The organism is Amycolatopsis sp. NBC_01286 (assembly GCF_035982555.1).
Taxonomy (GTDB): domain Bacteria; phylum Actinomycetota; class Actinomycetes; order Mycobacteriales; family Pseudonocardiaceae; genus Amycolatopsis.
In genome coordinates, this window is record NZ_CP108428.1 from 9,456,610 (window position 1) to 9,474,366 (window position 17,757).

Consider the following 17,757-nt stretch of genomic DNA (forward strand, 5'->3'; position numbering starts at 1 on the left):
GACTGTCAAGCACAGAATCGATTATCAGTCGCAGAGTGTGTTACGCTGTGATCATGGCGAAGAGAGCGGGCGGCGAGAGCCTGGCCGTGATGGTCTACGAGCAGCTGCGGTCGGCGATCCTCAACGGCGACCGGCCGCCCGGCGAGCGGCTCAAGCCCGGTGAGCTGGGCGAACAGTACGGCGTGAGCCTCAGCGTCGTGCGGGAGGCGCTCGGCCTGCTCGGCGCGAAGGACCTCGTGCAGGTCGACCGCAACCGCGGCTTCCACGTCACGCCGTTGTCCCTGCGCGCGCTCAACGACCTCACCGAAGCCCGCGTGGTCAACGAAGGCGCGGCGCTACGGCTGTCCGTCGAACGCGGCGGCGTCACCTGGGAGTCCGAGGTGCTCGCCGCCCACCACCGGCTGTCGGTGCAGCCGATGCTGCTGCCCGGCGACCAGCCGCGGCGCAACGAGGAGTGGGCGCTGGCGCACCTGGCGTTCCACCGCACGCTGATCGAGGCGTGCGGCAACGCCGTGCTGCTGGACATCTGCGCCCGGCTCTCGGACGCCGCCGAGGTCTACCGCGCCTGGTCGGCCACCGGCACGAGGGAGCTGCACCGCGACGTCGCCGGCGAGCACAAAGGACTCCTGGACGCCGCTCTGGCCCACGACACCGAAGCCGCGGAGACCCTCTTCGCCGCGCATGTCCGCCGCACGCAACAGATCCTCGTCGACGGCGGCCTCACACCGGCCGCCGACCGCCCCGCGACGGAAACCGCGTGACCACGCGTCTGCTGCTCACCGCCGCCACCGTCGTCGACCCGCGGGACGGCGGCCTGACCGAAAGCACCGACGTCCTGATCGAGGACGGCCGGATCCTCGACGTCCGGCCCGGTATCGAGGCGGCCGCGCAGCGCGTCGACGCGGCCGGGACCTACGTCGTCCCCGGGTACAACGACATGCACGCCCATCCCCTCGGCAAGGCCGATCCGGCGGCGACCCTCGAGCTGATGCTCGTCCACGGCATCACCGGCTTCCGGCAGATGGGCGGCAGCATCGATCTCCTGCGCCGTCGCGCCGCCGGGAAGCTCGGCTTCCCCGAAGCCGCCCCCGCGCTGCTCGCCACTCCGGGGCCGCTGCTGACGCCGGCGAACGCGTCCACAGTGGACCAGGTCGTCGCGGCCATCCGGGAGCAGCACGCGGAAGGCGCCGACTTCATCAAGGCCGGTCTCGTCACCCGCGACGTCTTCTTCGACGCCCAAGCCGAAGCCCGCCGCCTCGGCCTGCCCATCGTCGGGCACCTGCCGGCCGGCATCGACGTCGAAAAGGCGTCCCGGCTCGGGATGAAGTCCATCGAGCACCTCGGACCCGGCGTCGCGCTGTTCGCCTGCTGCTCCGGCGACCACGACCACATCCGCGAGACCGCCGCGGCGGGCGGGCCCCAGCTGAAGCTGCCGCCGTTCAAGATCCCGTTCCTGGGCAAGATCATGGACCGCGTGCTGCGCAAGCTGGTGATCAACCCGCTCAACCTCAGCAAGCCGGCCGACATCGCGAACCTCTCGCACGCCGTCGGCACGTTCGACCGCGACCGGGCGCACGTCCTCGCCGAGCGGTTCGCCGCCGACGGCACCTGGCAGGTCCCGACGCTGATCCGGATCAAGACCCAGGAATTGTGTGACTCCCCCGAGTTCGCCGAAGACCCGGACTTGACGTACATCACGCCGTCGACGCGGAAGGCCTGGCGGGCGGCGGCCGCCAGGTTCGCCGGGTTCCCCGCCGACGCACGCGCGACGTTCACCGAGGCCTACGAACGGCAGCTCGACCTCACGAAGCTGTTCGACGACGCCGGGGTCAAGATGCTCGCCGGCACCGATTCTTCCGGCGCCGCCTGGGTTGTCCCCGGCGCGGCGCTGCACCGCGAGTTCGCGGAGTTCGCCCGCGCCGGCCTCACGCCGTTGCGGATCCTGCAGCTGACGACGACACTCCCGGCCGAGTTCCTCGGCACGACCGACACCATGGGCACCGTCGAACCCGGCAAGAACGCCGACCTGGTCCTGCTGGCCGACAACCCGCTGACCGACGTCAAGCACCTCGGGCACATCGCCGGTGTCGTCCGCGCCGGAAAGTACTACCCCGCCGCGGATCTGGCCGCCCGCAAGGAGAAGCTGGCCGGTTCAGTGCCCTGACCGGGCGAGCAGCTTGAGCGTGTTCTCCGAGGCGGAGCCCTCCGCCGTCGTCACGACGACGACGGTCTGCTCCGGCGACCGCGCCGGCGTCAGGATCTGCTGGGCCACCGTCAGCGCGCCCACCAGCGGGTGGCGCAGGACGTAGGAGTCGGCTTCGCACGGCTTGACCCGGTGATCGCCCCACAGCGCGACGAACTCGGGGCTCTTCATGGTCAGCTCCCCCACCAGCGACGCCAGCAGCGCGTCTTCGGGGTGCCGCCCGGCGACGGCCCGCAGGTTGCCGACGACGGCGCGCGCCTTGCGCGGCCAGTCCGCGTACAGCTCGCGGGTGTGCGGGTCGAGGAACAGCATCCGGGCCGTGTTGGGCCGGTCCGCCGGGCGCTCGGGCGCGGTGGGGTCGACGTGGCTTGCCATCAGCTCGTGGCCCAGCGGGTTCCACGCCAGGACGTCGCTGCGCCGCCCGAGGACCAGCGCGGGCACGTCCCCCAGCGAGCGCAGCAGGTCGCGCGCCAGCGGGTCGAGCCGTTCCGGCGGCGGCCGCCGTTGCGCGCGGGGTCGGCGCGCGGCCAGCTCACGCAGGTGTTCACGCTCGTGCTCGTCGAGCCGCAACGCCCCGGCCAGCGCGTCGAGGATCGCGTCGGACGCGTTGACGGACTGGCCCTGCTCCAGGCGTGTGTAGTACGAGACGCTGACGCCGGCCAGCTGCGCCAGCTCCTCCCGCCGCAGCCCGGCGACACGCCGTCGGTCGTGCAGCGCGGGCAGGCCGACGTCTTCGGGGCGCAGCAGTGACCGCCGGGCCCGCAGGAACTCGCCGAGAACAGCCATGTCCCCAGTAAACACGGGATCCGCGCGGCGAGCCTGGCCCTGCCGGGGGTACGCAACGGCGGGGCTGGTTGCCCGCGCGAACCCGCCGCAGGCTGGGGGAAACACCAGCGACCCCGGAGCGGACATGCAGGAGATTGTGCTGGGCGACGTCACGGTCGCCCGGATCACGGAGTACTACGGCTCGGTCGGGATGACACCCGAGACCTTCTTCCCCGAAAGCCCAGCAGGGGCCTGGGACGCGGACTGGCTCGCGCCCGACTTCCTCGACCGGGAGAACCACGTCTGCGTCTCGGCCATCCAGACCTGGCTGCTGCGCAGCGAAGGCAAGACCATCCTCATCGACACCGGCGTCGGCAACCACAAGGAACGGCCGTACACGCCGGTGTGGAGCCACCTGAACACCGGCTTCCTCGGCAATCTCGCGGCGGCCGGCGTCCGGCCGGAAGACGTCGACCTGGTCGTCAACACCCACCTGCACATCGACCACGTCGGCTGGAACACCTTCCTCGACGACCGCAGCTGGGTCCCGACGTTCCCCAACGCCACCTACCTGATGCCCAAGCCGGACTTCGAGTTCTGGAACCCGGCCAACGGTCACGAGCCGAACCTGGTGCGGGGCAACCAGAACGTCTTCGAGGACAGCGTCGCGCCGGTGCACGAGGCCGGGCAGACGCTGCTGTGGGAGGACAGCCACCGCATCGACGCGAACCTGACGCTCGACCTGGCGCCGGGGCACACGCCGGGGTCGTCGGTGCTCACGCTCGACTCGGGCGGCGACCGCGCGCTGTTCGTCGGCGACCTGCTGCACACGGCCCTGCAGCTGGTCGAGCCCGACACGAACAGCTGCTTCTGCGAGGACCCCGCGCAGGCCCGTGCCACCCGGCGGCGGCTGCTCGGCCAGGCCGCGGACACGAACGCGCTCGTCCTGCCCGCCCACCTCGGCGGCCACGGCGGCGCCGAGGTCGTCCGCGACGGCGACCGGTTCGCCATCAAGGACTGGGCCCCGTTCGCCAAGCTCTGAGGAGGTTTCCGTTGATCGTCACCACCACCACGGGCGCCGTCCGCGGCCACGCCGGGGTCTTCCTCGACGTCCCGTACGCCGCACCACCGATCGGCGCGGGCCGGTTCGCGCCACCCCGGCCCCACGAGCCGTGGCCGGGCGTGCGGGACGCGACGCGGCCCGGGCCGACCGCCCCGCAACCGCGCCGCGACGGCTTCGGGGCGCTGGACATGTCGCCGTACTTCGGGACCGGCTGGGTCCGCGGCGACGACTACCTCACGCTCAGCGTCTGGACGCCACCGTCGGCCCGGGACTGCCCGGTGCTCGTGTTCGTGCACGGCGGCGGGTTCGTCACCGGCTCGACGCGCTCGCCGCTCTACGACGGGACGGCGTTCGCGCGCGACGGCGTGGTGCTGGTGACGGTCAACTACCGCCTCGGCATTCCGGGGTTCCTCGACCTGCCCGGCGCGCCCCGCAACCGCGGGCTCCTGGACGTCGTCGCCGCGCTGCGGTGGGTGCGCGAGAACATCGCGGCGTTCGGCGGCGACCCCCGCAACGTCACCCTGGCCGGCCAGTCCGCCGGCGCCACCATCACGGCCGGTGTCCTGGCCACGCCCGAGGCTGACGGCCTGTTCCGGCGCGCCGTCGTGCAGAGCGGCAACGGCCTGGGCGCGTTCACCCCCGAGCAGGCGGCCCGGGTCACGCGGGCGGCGGCCGACGCGCTGGGCGTCTCGCCGACGGTGACGGCGTTCGGCGAAGTGCCGGACGAGCAGTTTGTCGCGGCGCAGCTGGGTGGCCTGGACCTGCGGACCGCGACGGACTTCGACCCGTTGCTCGGGCTGAGCGCGTTCAGCCTGGTGCTGGATCGCCAGCCCGCCGAGGCACTGGCGACCGACGTCGACCTGCTCATCGGCACGAACGCCGACGAAGGGGCACTCTACCTTGCCCCGCAAGGAAACCTGGTCACGTCTACCGAGCAGGATCTGTTCGAGACCGCGGCGCGGGTGTCGGCCGACCCCGCCGCGCTGGCGACGGCCTACCGCGCGAAACGTCCACATGCGACACCGGGCGAGCTGCGGTCGGCGATCATGGGGGACGCGTTGTTCGGCACCGGCAGCCGTCGCCTCGCCGAGGCCCACGGCGCCGCGTACACCTACGAGTTCGCGTGGCGATCGTCCGCTGTGGACGGTCAGCTCGGCGCGGCCCACACCATGGAGCTGCCGTTCGTCTTCGACAATCTGCGGCTCCCGGCCCTGCGCGGCCCGCGCGGCCTGCTGGGCACCGGGGAACCGCCCGCTGAACTGGCGACGCGGATGCACACGGCGTGGGTGGACTTCGCCCGCACCGGTGACCCCGGCTGGACGCGGTCGGAAACCTGCCGTTTCAGCGAGCGGGCCAGCTCCACCGCATCCCCAGGATCCCCGGCGCCACGCCGGTCCTGAAGACGTGCGCGGGCACCACCGGCGACACGACGACCTCGGCCGTCTCGCGCTCGGGGCCGTCCGGTGACTCCAGCCGATACGCGTGACAGGACAACGGCAGGGCCTTCGCGTCGAAGTGGACCTCCTGGAGGTGCTCGGCCACCGGGTGCCGGAAACGGCGGTCGTAGCTGGTGTCCGGGACGCCGTCGGTGTACTCGAACTCGTACTCCAGGATCGCCGTCTCACCCTCGGCCAGCGAGCGGCTCAGCACCAGTTCGCTGACGAGAAAACCGTGCTCCGGCAGCACTTCCGTTCGGCCGGGCCCGCAGTACCGGGTGGCGACCAGCCGCGGCGGCGTCCCCGCGACGCACCCGCGCAGCGTCACCACCCGGGCCTGCACGGGTTCCGCCACCGCCCGCACGACCTCGCGCACCCGCAGCCGGGACAGCGAGCGGTCGGCGCGGACGTGCAGGGACTCGTGCAGGCTCAGCACCACCAGCGCCGGGTCGTCGGCGGCTTCGAACGAGTTCAGCACCGGGACGACGCCGTTGCGCGGACCCCACAGCCGTTCCCACTGAACCAGGCCGACCGGCGACCGGCCGCCGTCCGGGCGGGCGAGCAGGCCGGTCAGCGCGCCGGCGGGCAGGCCGAGGACGTCTTCCAGCACCGTGACCGCGCGCAGGGATTCGGGGCGCTCGGGCCGGGTGCGGCCGGTGCGCCAGTAGCTGAGCGTCGTGGTGCTGACCGGCGCGCCCGCCGCGGCCAGCCGGTCCTTGAGGCGAGCGAGGCCCAGCCCGCTCAGGTCGACGGCCAGCGACAACGCCCGGCAGAACGGGCCGTCGGCGAGCGCGCGGGCCAGCTGCTCCCGGCGTCCCGGCGAGTGCACCGCGAACAACGTCATGCGGGTCCTTCTCGGGGTAGGTCCGTTCGGTCTAACACCCCGAGTGGCCCGTGTCACCCGACGAACGATCCGTCCTGTTCCGTTGATCGGCCCGGATCTTCGGACGGTTACCCGAACCACCTCGGCCGCTTACTTTCGGTGAGTCCCCACCGCAAGCCCCGAGGAGTCCCCCGATGCGTGAATCCCACGGCCGGTTCGTCCGCGCCGCCGCCCTGCTCGCCGGTTCCTGCGCCGCCCTCGCCACGCTCGCCGCCGCCCCCGCGTCGGCGAGCACCGCACCGCTCTCCCCCGACGCGGCGCCGTCGATCATCGGCGGCAGCACGGCGCAGAACCCCGGCTACATCACCCGCTTCAACGGCCACGCCAACGGTTACACGTTCTTCTGCACCAGCACGCTGATCGGCGCGCGCTGGGTGCTGACGGCCAAGCACTGCATGTACGACAACAACGGCCAGCGGCTGTCCGACATCGACCTGTACGTCGGCTCGAACAGCGCGTCCGGCGGCGTGCACGCCAAGGCGTCGTCGACCTACGTCTGGTCCGGCGGCGACCTCGCGCTGATCAGGCTGAACACCAACGGCGGCAGCACGTTCGCTCCGCTGGCCAGCAGCTCCTCGGATGCCGAAGAAGGCGACACCGCGCGCGTCTACGGCTGGGGCTCGACCCAGGCGACCGACGAGGGCAGCCACCAGTCGAGCGTCCTGAAGCGCGCCGACGTCCGGATCTCCGACACCTCGGCATCCGACAACTACGGCGGCCCGGCGATCTCGGCGTCCACCCCGAACGGCGCGGTCGCGGGCGGCGACTCGGGCGGCCCGATGATCGACGGCGGCGTCCAGGTGGGCGTCTGCTCGACCAGCGACCGCTCCAGCATCACGACGTACGGCAGCGTCGCGGCGGGCCGCAGCTGGATCCGCCAGACCACCGGCGTCTGACCGGCCGGTCAGTGAATATCCCCCAAGGCGTTTGGGCGATCAGGGTACGTTTTCCGCCTTGATGTAACACCTTTCGGACTTCTCGCGGCATACGGGACAGCGATCACGCTCGGTACGGTCCCCGGCGCAAGGAGTTCGTGTGATGGGTTTTCGACGCCCACTGTTCCCGCGTAGAGCCAGACGAGCGGTGGCGGCGGGGGTGATCGTGCCCCTCACCGTCGCCCTCGCCGCCGCTGTGCCCGCCGCGGCGGCGGTCCCCACCGGGTTCACCGACACCGTGGCGATCGGCGGGCTCAGCTCGCCGACCGCCGCGGCGTTCGCCCCCGACGGCCGGGTGTTCGTCGCCGAGAAGAGCGGCCTGGTCAAGGTCTTCGACTCCCTGGCCGACACGACGCCGACGGTGTTCGCGGACCTGCGGACGCAGACCCAGGACTTCTGGGACCGCGGCCTGCTCGGGCTCGCCGTCGACCCGGCGTTCCCCGCGCGGCCGTACGTCTACGTCTCCTACACGCTCGACGCCGTCCCCGGCGGCACGGCGCCGCGCTGGGGTGACACGTGTCCGACGCCGCCGGGCGCGACCGACCAGGGCTGCGTCGTCACCGGCCGCGTCTCACAGCTGACGATGGGCCCGGCGGGCACCGCCGTCAGCGAGAAACCGCTGGTCACCGGCTGGTGCCAGCAGTTCCCCAGCCACTCGATCGGTTCGCTGGCCTTCGGCCCGGACGGCGCCCTGTACGCGGGCGGCGGGGACGGCGCGAGCTTCAACTTCGCCGACTACGGCCAGGTCGGCAACCCGTGCGTCGATCCGCCCTCGCCCGCCGGGACGAACCTCGCGCCGCCGTCGGCCGAGGGCGGCGCGCTGCGGTCGCAGTCACCCCGCCGCGCCGCCGGGCAACCGGTGCTGCTCAACGGAACCCTGCTGCGCCTCGACCCCGACACCGGCGAGGGCGCGCCCGGCAACCCGTTCGCGAGCAGCAGTGACGCCAACGCCCGCCGCGTGATCGCCTACGGCGCGCGCAACCAGTTCCGCTTCGGGTTCCGCCCGGGCACCGGTGAGCTGTGGGCCGGCGACGTCGGCTGGAACACCTGGGAGGAGATCAACCGCGTCCCGAACGCCGGGGACGCCGTCGCGGAGAACTTCGGCTGGCCCTGCTTCGAAGGCACGGCAAGGCAGGCCGGGTACGACGGCGCGAACCTCGACCGGTGCGAGTCGCTGTACTCCGCCGGCGGGCAGACCGCGCCGTACTACGCCTACAACCACAACGCGAAGGTCGTCGCGAGCGATCCGTGCCCGACCGGCGGCTCGTCGATCAGCGGGATCGCGTTCGAGTCCGGCAGCAACTACCCGGCCGAGTACGCGGGCGCGCTGTTCTTCGCGGATTCGTCGCGGGGCTGCATCTGGGCGATGCAAACGGTTGCGGGCCAGCCGAGCCCGACCAAGCTGGTGCCGTTCGTGACCGGCGTCAACGCGCCGGTCCAGGTCCTGAGCGGGCCGGGCGGCGACATCTTCTACGTCGCGCTCGGGAGCGGTGAACTCCACCGCGTCAGCCACCCGGCCGGCACCAACCGCCCGCCGGTCGCGGTCGCCACGGCCACGCCGGCCACCGGCCCGGCCCCCCTCGCGGTGCAGTTCGACGGCACGGGCTCCGGTGACCCCGACGCCGGTGACGCTCTCACCTACGCCTGGGACCTCGACGCGGACGGCGCGTACGACGACTCGACGGGCCCCCGCCCGACGTGGACGTACACGACCGCGGCGGTGGTGGACGCGGGCTTGCGGGTGACGGATTCGCACGGCGCGTCGGCGACGACGACGGTCCGGGTGACGGTCGGTAATCCCGCGGGCCTCGACCCGGTCCCGGTGATCGACACGCCGGTTTCGTCGCTGACCTGGTCGGCGGGTCAGTCGATCCCGTTCTCCGGCCGGGCGGTGGACGCCCAGGACGGCACGCTCCCGGCGTCGGCGCTGTCGTGGCGGCTGGCGGTCCGCCACTGCGCGGCCAACGGCACGTGCCACACGCACAACGTCCAGGACTTCACGGGTGTCGCGTCGGGTTCGTTCGTGGCGCCGGACCACGAGTACCCGTCGTACCTGCAGCTGACGTTGACGGCGACGGACTCGACGGGCCGCACGGGGACGCAGACGGTCGAGCTGCAGCCGAAGACGGTGACGCTGAACTTCACGTCGAGCCCGAACCAGGTGCTGCTCACGGTGGGCGGCACCCAGCAGCGGACGCCGTTCTCCCGCACGGTGATCGCGGGGTCGACGAACTCGATCAGCGCGGACAGCCCGCAGAACGTCCCGCCGCTGAACCTGAAGTACGCGTTCACAAGCTGGGCCCACGGCGGACCTCGTGCCCAAAACGTAGTAGCCCCGGCGACGGCCACGACGTACAAGGCGAACTACCGGCTCTGCTGGCTGCTCCAACCCTGCTGACCAAGACCGGTCGTGAGTGCGTAACAGTGTTCTAACACTGTTACGCACTCACGACCACCCCGGCACCCCCGCGGGTCAGGTGATGGGGAACGTGGTGCCGATGCCCATGCCCGTGATCCACTCCGGGACCGGCTCGTAGCTCGTCCACACCAGCGGTAGTCCCGCCGCCACCTGGCCGATCAGCCAGCAGCGGACCTCGTGGCTGCCCGTGCCCGCGGTGTCCTCCAGTGCCTCGTGGCCCAGTGCCGCCACCGCGTCCGCGTCGCCCGAGGACAGCTGCGACAGGAACCACCGGTCCCACTCCGCGTTCACCCGCGCCCCGGGATCCCCGCCCATTGCGCGGACCCGTGGTTCGCGGGCTGCCGCGAAGGCGTGGACGTCTGCTCGGCCGTGGATCAGTGACTCACGACGCTCTCCCGCCACCGCCGGGTCGCGCGGGTCGTTCGACGGCAGCCAGTGCGACAGGCCGCCGCTCGCCGCGATCAGGACGCGGCCTGGGAAGTCCGCCGAACGCAAGGCTGCTCCCAGCGCGTGGCCCAGGGAAACGCAGCGGCGCAAGGAAGGCAGCGGCGGTGCGGCCGTGTTGACCACCAAGGGCACCATCGGCAGCGACGTCCCGCCGGTGATCATCTCGTAGCTCTGCACGATGCCGTGGTCGACCGTCAGCGAGTACGACAGCGAGATGTCGAAACCCGAAGAGGTCAGGCCCGCGTGCAGTGGCCAGGCCAGCGACGACGCCACCGGCAGCGGGCCCTCCGTGCTGCCGTAGTCCCCGAAACCCGCCGCCTGTTCGACGCCCAGGACGAACGGTGGCATCACGTCGTAGAAGTTGCCGTGGAAGTGGTCCGGGCCGATCACCACGATCGCGTCCGGGGCGAGGTCCTCGACCGCGCGGCGGACGCGCTCGGCGTCGCCGAGGAAGCGGCCGCCCGGACCGTCCACCCGGGACGGTGGCAGCAGTGTCGCGAAAGGACTGTGGGACATCCCGACGAAGCCCGCGATCTCGGCCATCAGGACGGCTCCTTCCCGGTCAGCAGCCAGGTGCGGTGGACGTCGAGGAACTCGCCGACCTTCTCCCACTGCGGCCAGTGGCCGGCGTCGTCGATGACGTGCAGCAGCGCGTCCGGCAGCCAGCCGAGCAGCAGGTCGGCCTCGTCGAGCCCGCCCGTCGGGTCGTGGCTCGTCCACAGCAGCAACGTCGGCGCGGTCACCTTCGACACCCACGCCGGGTCCCACGCGAAGTCCTTGCGCACCTCCGGGTCCTGCAGCACCAGCGTGTTGGTGATCGCCTGGACGAACCCGGGCCGGGAGTAGATCCGGCGGCGCAGGTTCACCAGCTCGTCGGTGACCATCTCCTTGTGGTGGAACAGGAACTCGACGCGACGGCGGACGGTGGCGTCGCTCGGGTCGCGCACCGCCGCCATCGTGCTGTCGCGCATCCGCGCCATCACCTCGGGCTTGTTGGCGATGTTGCCCGGGGTGTTCAGGACGAGCCGGTTCACCCGGTCCGGGTGGTGCGCCGCGACCCAGGCGACGACCCAGCCGCCGAGCGACTCGCCGGACAGGTGCGTCCGGTCGATACCGAGGGTGTCCAAAAGGGACACGAGGTGCGCGGCGAGGACGTCGATCGTGTACGGCCGGTCCGGTAGGTCCGACCAGCCGTGGCCGACCATGTCGTAGACCGTGACGTGGAAGTCGCGGGCCAGCCCGGCCAGGTCCCGCGCGTACGCCTCCAGGTGCCCGCCGGTCCCGTGCAGCAGCACGAGTTCCGGCCCGGTCCCCGCCTGCAGCACCCGCGTCCGCACGACCCCGCCTTCGAGGGGGACGTCGACGTAGCGCAGCGTGTGTTCGAGTTCGCCCAGCTCGCCCCAGATCCCGGCGTGCTCGGGGATCGGCGGCCCCGACGGTTCGACGCGGGTTTCGTCCACTGTGGTCACTGTTCCTCCGCCTTCCGGGCTTCTTCCATGGTGGCCAGGCCCGCGCTTTCCCGGCGGCCCAGGCCGAACAGGCCGAGCAGCCTCGAGTTCTCGATGGTCAGGAACTCGACCGGGTGCTCGGCCGAGTCGTTGTGGTGCCGGTGCCAGGTCCACGGCGGGGTGTAGACGAACGAGCCCGTCGTCCAGCTGACGACCTCGTCCTCGATCTCGCTGTGGCCGTCGCCGGCGATCACGAAGTGCACGGTCTCGTGGTGGTGGCGCTGCATGTCCGAGCTCTCGCCGGCCGGGATGACCTGCCGGAACAGCTCGAACGTCGTGGTCGGCAGGGTGCCGGCGACGCGCAGCGACGTCGGGTTCGGCACCGAACCGGCCGGGATCTCGACGAGGTCCTCGTCGTGCACGACCAGCGGGCGCTGCTCGCCGGGGCGCACGACGTGGGCGATGCTCGTGAGGAAGTCGCTCATCGCGAACTCGGGTCCGGACGTGGACATGGGTTTCCTTCCCTTGCCGTGACCACTCAGGCCGGGCATTCCGTGCGGCCGCCGTCGACCGTCAGGACCGTGCCGTTGACGTACCCCGCTTCGGCCGACGCCAGGAACGCCACCGCGGCCGCGACCTCGCCCGGGGCGGCGGCCCGCCCGGCCGGGATGTCGGCGAGGTCCTGGGCCATCGCGGTGGCGACGTCGATGCCCGCGGCGTCGGCCCGGCCGCGCACCACCGCCAGGCGGCGCGGCGTGAGGGTCGCGCCGACGGCGACGCAGTTGACCGTGACCCCACGGTCGGCGAACTCGCGGGCCGCGAGCTTGACCGCGGACGTCGTCGCCGACCGCAGGACCGTCGACGCGGCGAGCGCGGGCTGCGGCTGCCGGACCGCCGTCGACGTCGTGACGACGACGCGGCCGAACCCGCGTTCGGCCATCGCGGGCAGCGCGGCCCGCATCAGCGCGAGCGGGCCGAGGAGCAGCAGGTCGAGGTCGTGGTGCCACTGCTCGGCGGGGACGTCGAAGACGCCGCCGGGCGCCGGGCCGCCGGTGTTGGCCACGACGACGTCGAGCGAGCCGTACTGCTCGCGCACGCGCGTCACGGCGTCGGCCGCCGCGGCGGGCACGGCCAGGTCGCAGACGCGGTAGCCGACGCCGTCGCCGAGCGCCGACGCCGTCTCGGCCAGGGTCTTCTCGGTCCGCCCGGCGAGCACGACCCGGTGCCCGGTGGCGAGCAACGCGGCCGCGGCGGCGGCGCCGATCCCGCCGGCGCCGCCGCCGACGAACGCGACCCGGGGACTGGGGTGCTGGTTGGTCTCCATGATGTGTCCTACATTCGGTCCATGAGCGAGAGCAGCCAAGAGTGAGTCCCACTGCCCGGGACTCCCGATCGGCTGACGACGGGTCGGCGGCGGGCGCGCTCGAACGCGCGGCCGCCATCCTGGACGCCTTCGACGCGACCCACCGCGAGCTGCCGCTGGCCCGGCTGGTCGAGCGCTCGGGGCTGCCGCGCTCGACCGTGCACCGCACGGCGGCCCGGATGATCGAGCTGGGCTGGCTCGACAAGCCCGGGGACAAGTACCGGATCGGCACCCGGCCGTTCGAGCTGGCCGGCCTGGTCCCGGTGCGCCACGAGCTGCGCGAGGCCGTGCTGCCGTACCTGCAGGACCTGTACGCGGCGGCGCGGACCACGGTGCAGCTCGGCGTGCTCGACGGCGTCGACGTGCTGGTCGTCGAGAAGATCACCGGGCACCGGCCGCTGCCGATGCTCTCCCTGGTGGGTGGCCTGATCCCGGCGCACTGCTCCGGCCTGGGCCGGGCGATCCTGGCCTGGTCGGACGCGGCGACCGTCGACGCGGTCGTGACGGCCGGGCTCACCCGGCGCACGCCCCGCACGATCACCAGCCCCGAGGCGCTCGCCCGGGAGCTGGCCACTGTGCACGAGCAGGGCTGGGCCTACGACCGGGAGGAGGGCAACGCCGGGATCAGCTGCGTGGCGGCGCCGATCTTCGACTTCACCGGCAACGTCACCGCCGCGCTGTCGGTCACCGGGCCCAGCGCCGCCGTGCAACCGGACCGGATCGGGCCCGCCGTCCGGATGGCGGCCGCCGCGGCCAGCCGGGCGTACGCCGCCCGCCGGTGGGCGGTGCCGCGGCCCGCACCCGAGCTGCCGTCCCAGTGACCAGGACTCCCGGTTGGCTCTCCGCGGCCGGTTGTTCCACGCTGTGGCCCACGCCGCGCCGGAGCTGCCCGGCACCGGCGCCGGATCAGGAGGACCAGGCATGCACGTCGCGATCATCGGGGCCGGGCTCGCCGGGCTCACCACGGCCAAGGTGCTGCTGCAAGCGGGCCACGACGTCGTGGTCTTCGACAAGACCCCCGACGTCGGCGGCGTGTGGAGCCGGACCCGCCGCTACCCCGGCCTCACCACGCAGAGCCCCAAGGCCCAGTACTCGTTCTCGGACTTCCCGATGCCGAAGGACTTCCCGGAGTGGCCCGGCGGGGCCCAGATCCAGCAGTACCTCGCGGCCTACGCCGACGTCTACGACGTCACGCCGCACCTGCGGCTGGAGACCACCGTGGAGTCCGTCGTCCCCGACGGCGCCCGCTGGGTGGTGACCACGGACTCCGGCGTCCCGGAGACGTTCGACCGGGTCGTCGTGGCCAACGGCGTGTTCTGCGAACCGGCGGTCCCGGACTACCCCGGACGCGCGGAGTTCGAGGCCGCCGGCGGCCGCGTGCTGGCCGGCAGCGAGTTCACCGACGTCGAAGAGGCACGCGGGAAGCACGCGCTGGTCGTCGGCTACGGGAAGTCGGCCTGCGACGTGACCGTGGCGATCAGCGAGGTCGCCGGGACCACCGACGTCATCGCCCGGCAGCTGCTGTGGAAGGTGCCGCGCAAGATCGCCGGGTTCCTCAACTTCAAGATGCTGCTGCTGACCCGGATGGGCGAGGCGCTGTTCCGCTACCGGTGGCTGCGCGGGTTCGAGAAGTTCCTGCACGGCCCGGGAAACCGGCTGCGCGCGTCGATGCTGAACTCCGTCGGCTCGGTGTCGGTGCGGCAGTTCCGGTTGCGGCAGCACGATCTCCTGCCGTCCGGGCGGATGGAGGACATCGTCAAGGGCGCGATCGGCCTGGCGACCGAAGGGTTCTTCGAGGGCGTGGCCGACGGCGCCATCCGCGTCCGCCGCGACCAGGTGATCACCCGGCTCTACGGCGGCGACCGGCCGGGCGCCGAACTGGCCGACGGCACGGTGCTGCCCGCCGACCTGGTCGTCTGCGCGACCGGGTTCACCCAGGGCGTGCCGTTCCTGGACGAGACCGTGCAGAAGCAGCTGTTCGACGAACGCGGGAACTTCCTGCTGTACCGGCAGATCCAGCCACTGCGGGCGCCGGGGCTGTACTTCAACGGGTACAACTCGTCGTTCTTCAGCCCGCTCAACGCCGAGATGGCGGCGCTGTGGATCGCGGCCGACCTCGCCGGCGCGCTCGCGCTGCCGGACGTCGAGGCGCGGCACGCGGACGTCGTCGGGCAGCTCGCGTTCCTGGACGTCGCGACCGGGGCGCACCACTGCCGCGGCACGAAGATCATCCCGTTCTCCATCCACAACGTCGACGAGGTGCTCGGCGACCTCGGCCTGCAGATCCCCCGGTTCACCCGGGCGACGCACTGGCTGAACCCGGTTTCCCCGGCGGCGTACCGGAAACTGACGCCCGAGCTGCTGGCGCGGCTCGCGAAGCACACCCCCGAACCTGCCGCACTCTAGGAGGATTCCCGATGGACACCGCACCGAAGACCGGCCACCACGTCATCCACCCGGGTGACGGCACGAACCTCGGCGCGATCGGGCTGGGCATCCACGCCCGGCTCACCGGCGCCGACACGAACGGCGCGTACTCGCTGTTCGAGTACGTCGTGCCGCCGGGCCTCGGCGGGCCGCCGACCCACATCCACAGCCGGGAAGACGAGCTGTTCACTTGCGTCCAGGGGCAGGTCGAGGTCGAGCTGGACGGCGAACGGCACGTCCTCGGCCAGGGCGACTCGCTGCTGATGCCGCGCGGGGTGCCGCACGTGTTCCGCAACCCGTTCGACGAGGAGACCCGCGTCGTCGCCGTCGTTTCCCCGCCCGGGCTGGAGAACTACTACAAGGAACTGAGCGAGCTGCCGCCCGGGCGTGACATGAAGCTGGTCGCGCAGGTGATGACCCGCTACGGCCTTTCGCTGCAGAAGTGACCGGCCACGAAGAGATGGTGCGCGCGATGTGCGCGGCCGTCGACGCGGGCGACGCCGAGGCGTTCGGCTCCTGGTTCGCCGAAGACGCGACGTACACCTTCGGCAACGGCGAAACCCTGTCGGGCCGCGACGCGATCGTCGCGGCCACGGCGGGGGCCGCCGGCGCGTTGCCGTGGGTCCGGCACACCGTGGACCAGGTGGCTTTCGCCGGAGACGACCAGCTGTTCTGCCGCTTCACGATCGAAACGGAGTCCCCGGAAGGCAAGCCGCTCGCCCTGCCGTGCGTCACGGTCATCTGGCTGGACGGGCCGCGGATCGTCGACTACCGCGTCCACATGGACATCTCCCCGGCGCTCGCCTGAGCCCAGCCCACTGTGACCTGAGTCACTTCTGCCTCGATTCCCGGAACCCGTTCTCGGGTTCGGAGAACAGCAGATGACACTGGCCGGAGCGAGAGGCGGGCGATGACCCCGGAGAACCCCGAAGACGACGACGCGAGCGTGATGGCGCGCTCCCGGGACGAGCCGAGCCTGTTCGCGGTCATCTTCGACCGCCACGCCCGGCACATCCACCGCTACCTGGCCCGGCGCCTGGGCCCGACGGCCGCGGACGACGTGCTCGCGGACACGTTCCTCATCGCGTTCGGCAAGCGCGCGAAGTTCGACCTGTCCCGGCCGGACGCGCGGCCGTGGCTCTACGGCATCGCCACGAACCTCGTCTCACGGCACCGGCGGACGGAAGTGCGCGCGCTGAAACTCCGGCTGGCGCTCGGGCCGCCCGCCGCGGAAGACGGTCACGCCCAACGGGTCGCCGATCGGGTGACCGCGCAGGCCCTCGGCGCGAAGCTCGACCGGGCGCTGGCTGTGCTGCGCCCCCGCGAGCGCGACGTCCTGCTGCTCGTCGCCGCCGAAGGGCTGGGCTACCAGGAGGTCGCCGACGCCCTCGCCATCCCCGTCGGCACCGTGAAGTCGCGGCTCAACCGCGCCCGGGCCCGCGTCCGCGCCGAACTCGGCGCCGTCGACCTCGTGAAGGAGACCTCGCACCATGGATGAGCTGGACCTGATCCGCGAACGCGCGGAGGCCGTCGGCTTCGCGACGGCGGAGGACCTCGCGCCGGCCCGGGCGCGGCTCGTGGCCGCGACGCGGACCGGACGGCCCCGCCGGTGGTTCTGGGCCGCCGGCGCCACGACGATCGGGCTGGCCGCGGCGATCACCGCCGTCGTCACCCTGACCCCGGCCGACCGGATCGGGGTGGGGGCCGGCATCGCGAACGCCGATCCGGTGAAGGTGCTGACCGAGGCGGCCGGCGCGGCGCTCGCGGAACCGGCCACCGCGCCGCGCCCCGACCAGTTCCTCTACGTGAAGACGGCGCTTCCGGAGCACCGGACACGCGAGGTCTGGCTCTCGGTGGACGGCACCCGCGACGGCTTGATCGACGGCACGAAGTCCGCCGGCTGCCGAGACGGGAAGGCGCCCGTCTACGGCGCCAACGACCCGAAGCTCGAAGGCACTCCGGAGGACTGCCAGCCCTACCCCGCCTACCGGGCGGACCTGCCGACCACGGCCGACGCCATGTTCGCCTACCTCGAAGCCCACCACAGCGGCGAGAAGGGCGACACGAACGCGCTCGGCAAGGACGTGGTCGCCCTCGCCTACGAGCAGGCCCTCACCCCCGCGTCGTACGCGGCACTGTTCGCGGCGGCGGCGAAGGTGCCGGGCCTGACGGCCCTCGACCACGTCACCGACGGCGCCGGGCGTCCCGGAGTGGGCATCACCTGGCCGGTTCCGCCCGGCTCGTCGCCGGAAGCGAAGCCGGAGGTGCTCGTCTTCGACCCGGCCACGCACCGGTTCCTGGGCACGGACAGCAGCGCGGTGGTGGTGAAGACCTTCGTCGACCAGGCCGGACAGCGCCCCTGACCGCT

At 72.4% G+C, this 17,757-nt stretch carries 18 protein-coding genes; 12 read left to right on the forward strand and 6 right to left on the reverse strand.

Annotation, left to right across the window (positions count from 1 at the left end; all coding sequences use genetic code 11):
• Positions 1–53 precede the first annotated feature (53 nt).
• Both OG570_RS43230 and OG570_RS43235 read left to right on the forward strand, forming a co-directional pair.
• Positions 54–761, forward strand: coding sequence for a GntR family transcriptional regulator (locus tag OG570_RS43230; RefSeq protein ID WP_326954501.1), 708 nt, complete (start codon positions 54–56; stop codon positions 759–761).
• Complete coding sequence (locus OG570_RS43235) at positions 758–2,164, forward strand: amidohydrolase family protein (protein WP_326954502.1); 1,407 nt, start codon at positions 758–760, stop codon at positions 2,162–2,164. The genes OG570_RS43230 and OG570_RS43235 overlap by 4 nt, the downstream gene beginning before the upstream one ends.
• Here the strand turns inward: OG570_RS43235 and OG570_RS43240 are convergent.
• Positions 2,153–2,989, reverse strand: a complete 837-nt coding sequence (locus tag OG570_RS43240; protein ID WP_326954503.1) for a helix-turn-helix transcriptional regulator — start codon at positions 2,987–2,989, stop codon at positions 2,153–2,155. The genes OG570_RS43235 and OG570_RS43240 overlap by 12 nt on opposite strands.
• 124 nt (positions 2,990–3,113) lie before the next feature.
• On the opposite strand from OG570_RS43240, the gene OG570_RS43245 reads away from it, so the two are divergent.
• Together OG570_RS43245 and OG570_RS43250 are read left to right on the forward strand one after the other, a co-directional pair.
• Positions 3,114–4,010, forward strand: a complete 897-nt coding sequence (locus OG570_RS43245; RefSeq protein WP_326954504.1) for an MBL fold metallo-hydrolase — start codon at positions 3,114–3,116, stop codon at positions 4,008–4,010.
• An 11-nt stretch (positions 4,011–4,021) separates the two neighbouring features.
• Entirely contained in the window at positions 4,022–5,431 is a 1,410-nt protein-coding gene (locus OG570_RS43250) for a carboxylesterase/lipase family protein (protein WP_326954505.1), read from the forward strand.
• On the opposite strand, the gene OG570_RS43255 is transcribed toward OG570_RS43250, so the two are convergent.
• Complete coding sequence (locus OG570_RS43255) at positions 5,373–6,311, reverse strand: hypothetical protein (RefSeq protein ID WP_326954506.1); 939 nt, start codon at positions 6,309–6,311, stop codon at positions 5,373–5,375. The two genes, OG570_RS43250 and OG570_RS43255, sit on opposite strands and share 59 nt — an antisense overlap.
• Positions 6,312–6,484: 173 nt before the next feature.
• Here OG570_RS43255 and OG570_RS43260 point away from each other — a divergent pair, with 173 nt between their 5' ends.
• Both OG570_RS43260 and OG570_RS43265 read left to right on the forward strand, forming a co-directional pair.
• Complete coding sequence (locus OG570_RS43260) at positions 6,485–7,246, forward strand: S1 family peptidase (RefSeq protein WP_326954507.1); 762 nt, start codon at positions 6,485–6,487, stop codon at positions 7,244–7,246.
• Positions 7,247–7,445: 199 nt separating this feature from the next.
• The gene (locus OG570_RS43265; RefSeq protein ID WP_326954508.1) at positions 7,446–9,683 is read left to right on the forward strand and encodes a PQQ-dependent sugar dehydrogenase; all 2,238 of its coding nucleotides are present in this window, start codon (positions 7,446–7,448) and stop codon (positions 9,681–9,683) included.
• Between the two features lie 75 nt (positions 9,684–9,758).
• On the opposite strand, the gene OG570_RS43270 is transcribed toward OG570_RS43265, so the two are convergent.
• The 4 genes from OG570_RS43270 to OG570_RS43285 are packed head-to-tail and all read right to left on the reverse strand — an operon-like array spanning position 9,759 to position 12,923.
• Complete coding sequence (locus tag OG570_RS43270; RefSeq protein WP_326954509.1) at positions 9,759–10,694, reverse strand: 2,3-dihydroxyphenylpropionate 1,2-dioxygenase; 936 nt, start codon at positions 10,692–10,694, stop codon at positions 9,759–9,761.
• Positions 10,694–11,620, reverse strand: coding sequence for an alpha/beta fold hydrolase (locus OG570_RS43275; RefSeq protein WP_326954510.1), 927 nt, complete (start codon positions 11,618–11,620; stop codon positions 10,694–10,696). The genes OG570_RS43270 and OG570_RS43275 overlap by 1 nt, the downstream gene beginning before the upstream one ends.
• The gene (locus OG570_RS43280) at positions 11,617–12,111 is read right to left on the reverse strand and encodes a cupin domain-containing protein (protein WP_326948103.1); all 495 of its coding nucleotides are present in this window, start codon (positions 12,109–12,111) and stop codon (positions 11,617–11,619) included. The genes OG570_RS43275 and OG570_RS43280 overlap by 4 nt, the downstream gene beginning before the upstream one ends.
• A gap of 26 nt (positions 12,112–12,137) precedes the next feature.
• Positions 12,138–12,923, reverse strand: a complete 786-nt coding sequence (locus OG570_RS43285) for an SDR family oxidoreductase (RefSeq protein WP_326954511.1) — start codon at positions 12,921–12,923, stop codon at positions 12,138–12,140.
• A gap of 41 nt (positions 12,924–12,964) precedes the next feature.
• Here OG570_RS43285 and OG570_RS43290 point away from each other — a divergent pair, with 41 nt between their 5' ends.
• From OG570_RS43290 to OG570_RS43315, 6 genes are all read left to right on the forward strand, one after another.
• Positions 12,965–13,783, forward strand: a complete 819-nt coding sequence (locus tag OG570_RS43290) for an IclR family transcriptional regulator (protein WP_326954512.1) — start codon at positions 12,965–12,967, stop codon at positions 13,781–13,783.
• 100 nt (positions 13,784–13,883) lie between these two features.
• Positions 13,884–15,368, forward strand: coding sequence for a flavin-containing monooxygenase (locus tag OG570_RS43295; protein WP_326954513.1), 1,485 nt, complete (start codon positions 13,884–13,886; stop codon positions 15,366–15,368).
• Between the two features lie 11 nt (positions 15,369–15,379).
• Complete coding sequence (locus tag OG570_RS43300; protein WP_247049597.1) at positions 15,380–15,835, forward strand: cupin domain-containing protein; 456 nt, start codon at positions 15,380–15,382, stop codon at positions 15,833–15,835.
• Positions 15,832–16,197, forward strand: coding sequence for a nuclear transport factor 2 family protein (locus OG570_RS43305; RefSeq protein WP_326954514.1), 366 nt, complete (start codon positions 15,832–15,834; stop codon positions 16,195–16,197). The genes OG570_RS43300 and OG570_RS43305 overlap by 4 nt, the downstream gene beginning before the upstream one ends.
• Positions 16,198–16,299: 102 nt before the next feature.
• A complete protein-coding gene (locus OG570_RS43310; RefSeq protein ID WP_326954515.1) occupies positions 16,300–16,887 on the forward strand; it encodes an RNA polymerase sigma factor in 588 nt (195 codons plus the stop codon).
• The gene (locus OG570_RS43315; protein ID WP_326954516.1) at positions 16,880–17,752 is read left to right on the forward strand and encodes a CU044_5270 family protein; all 873 of its coding nucleotides are present in this window, start codon (positions 16,880–16,882) and stop codon (positions 17,750–17,752) included. The genes OG570_RS43310 and OG570_RS43315 overlap by 8 nt, the downstream gene beginning before the upstream one ends.
• Positions 17,753–17,757 lie beyond the last annotated feature (5 nt).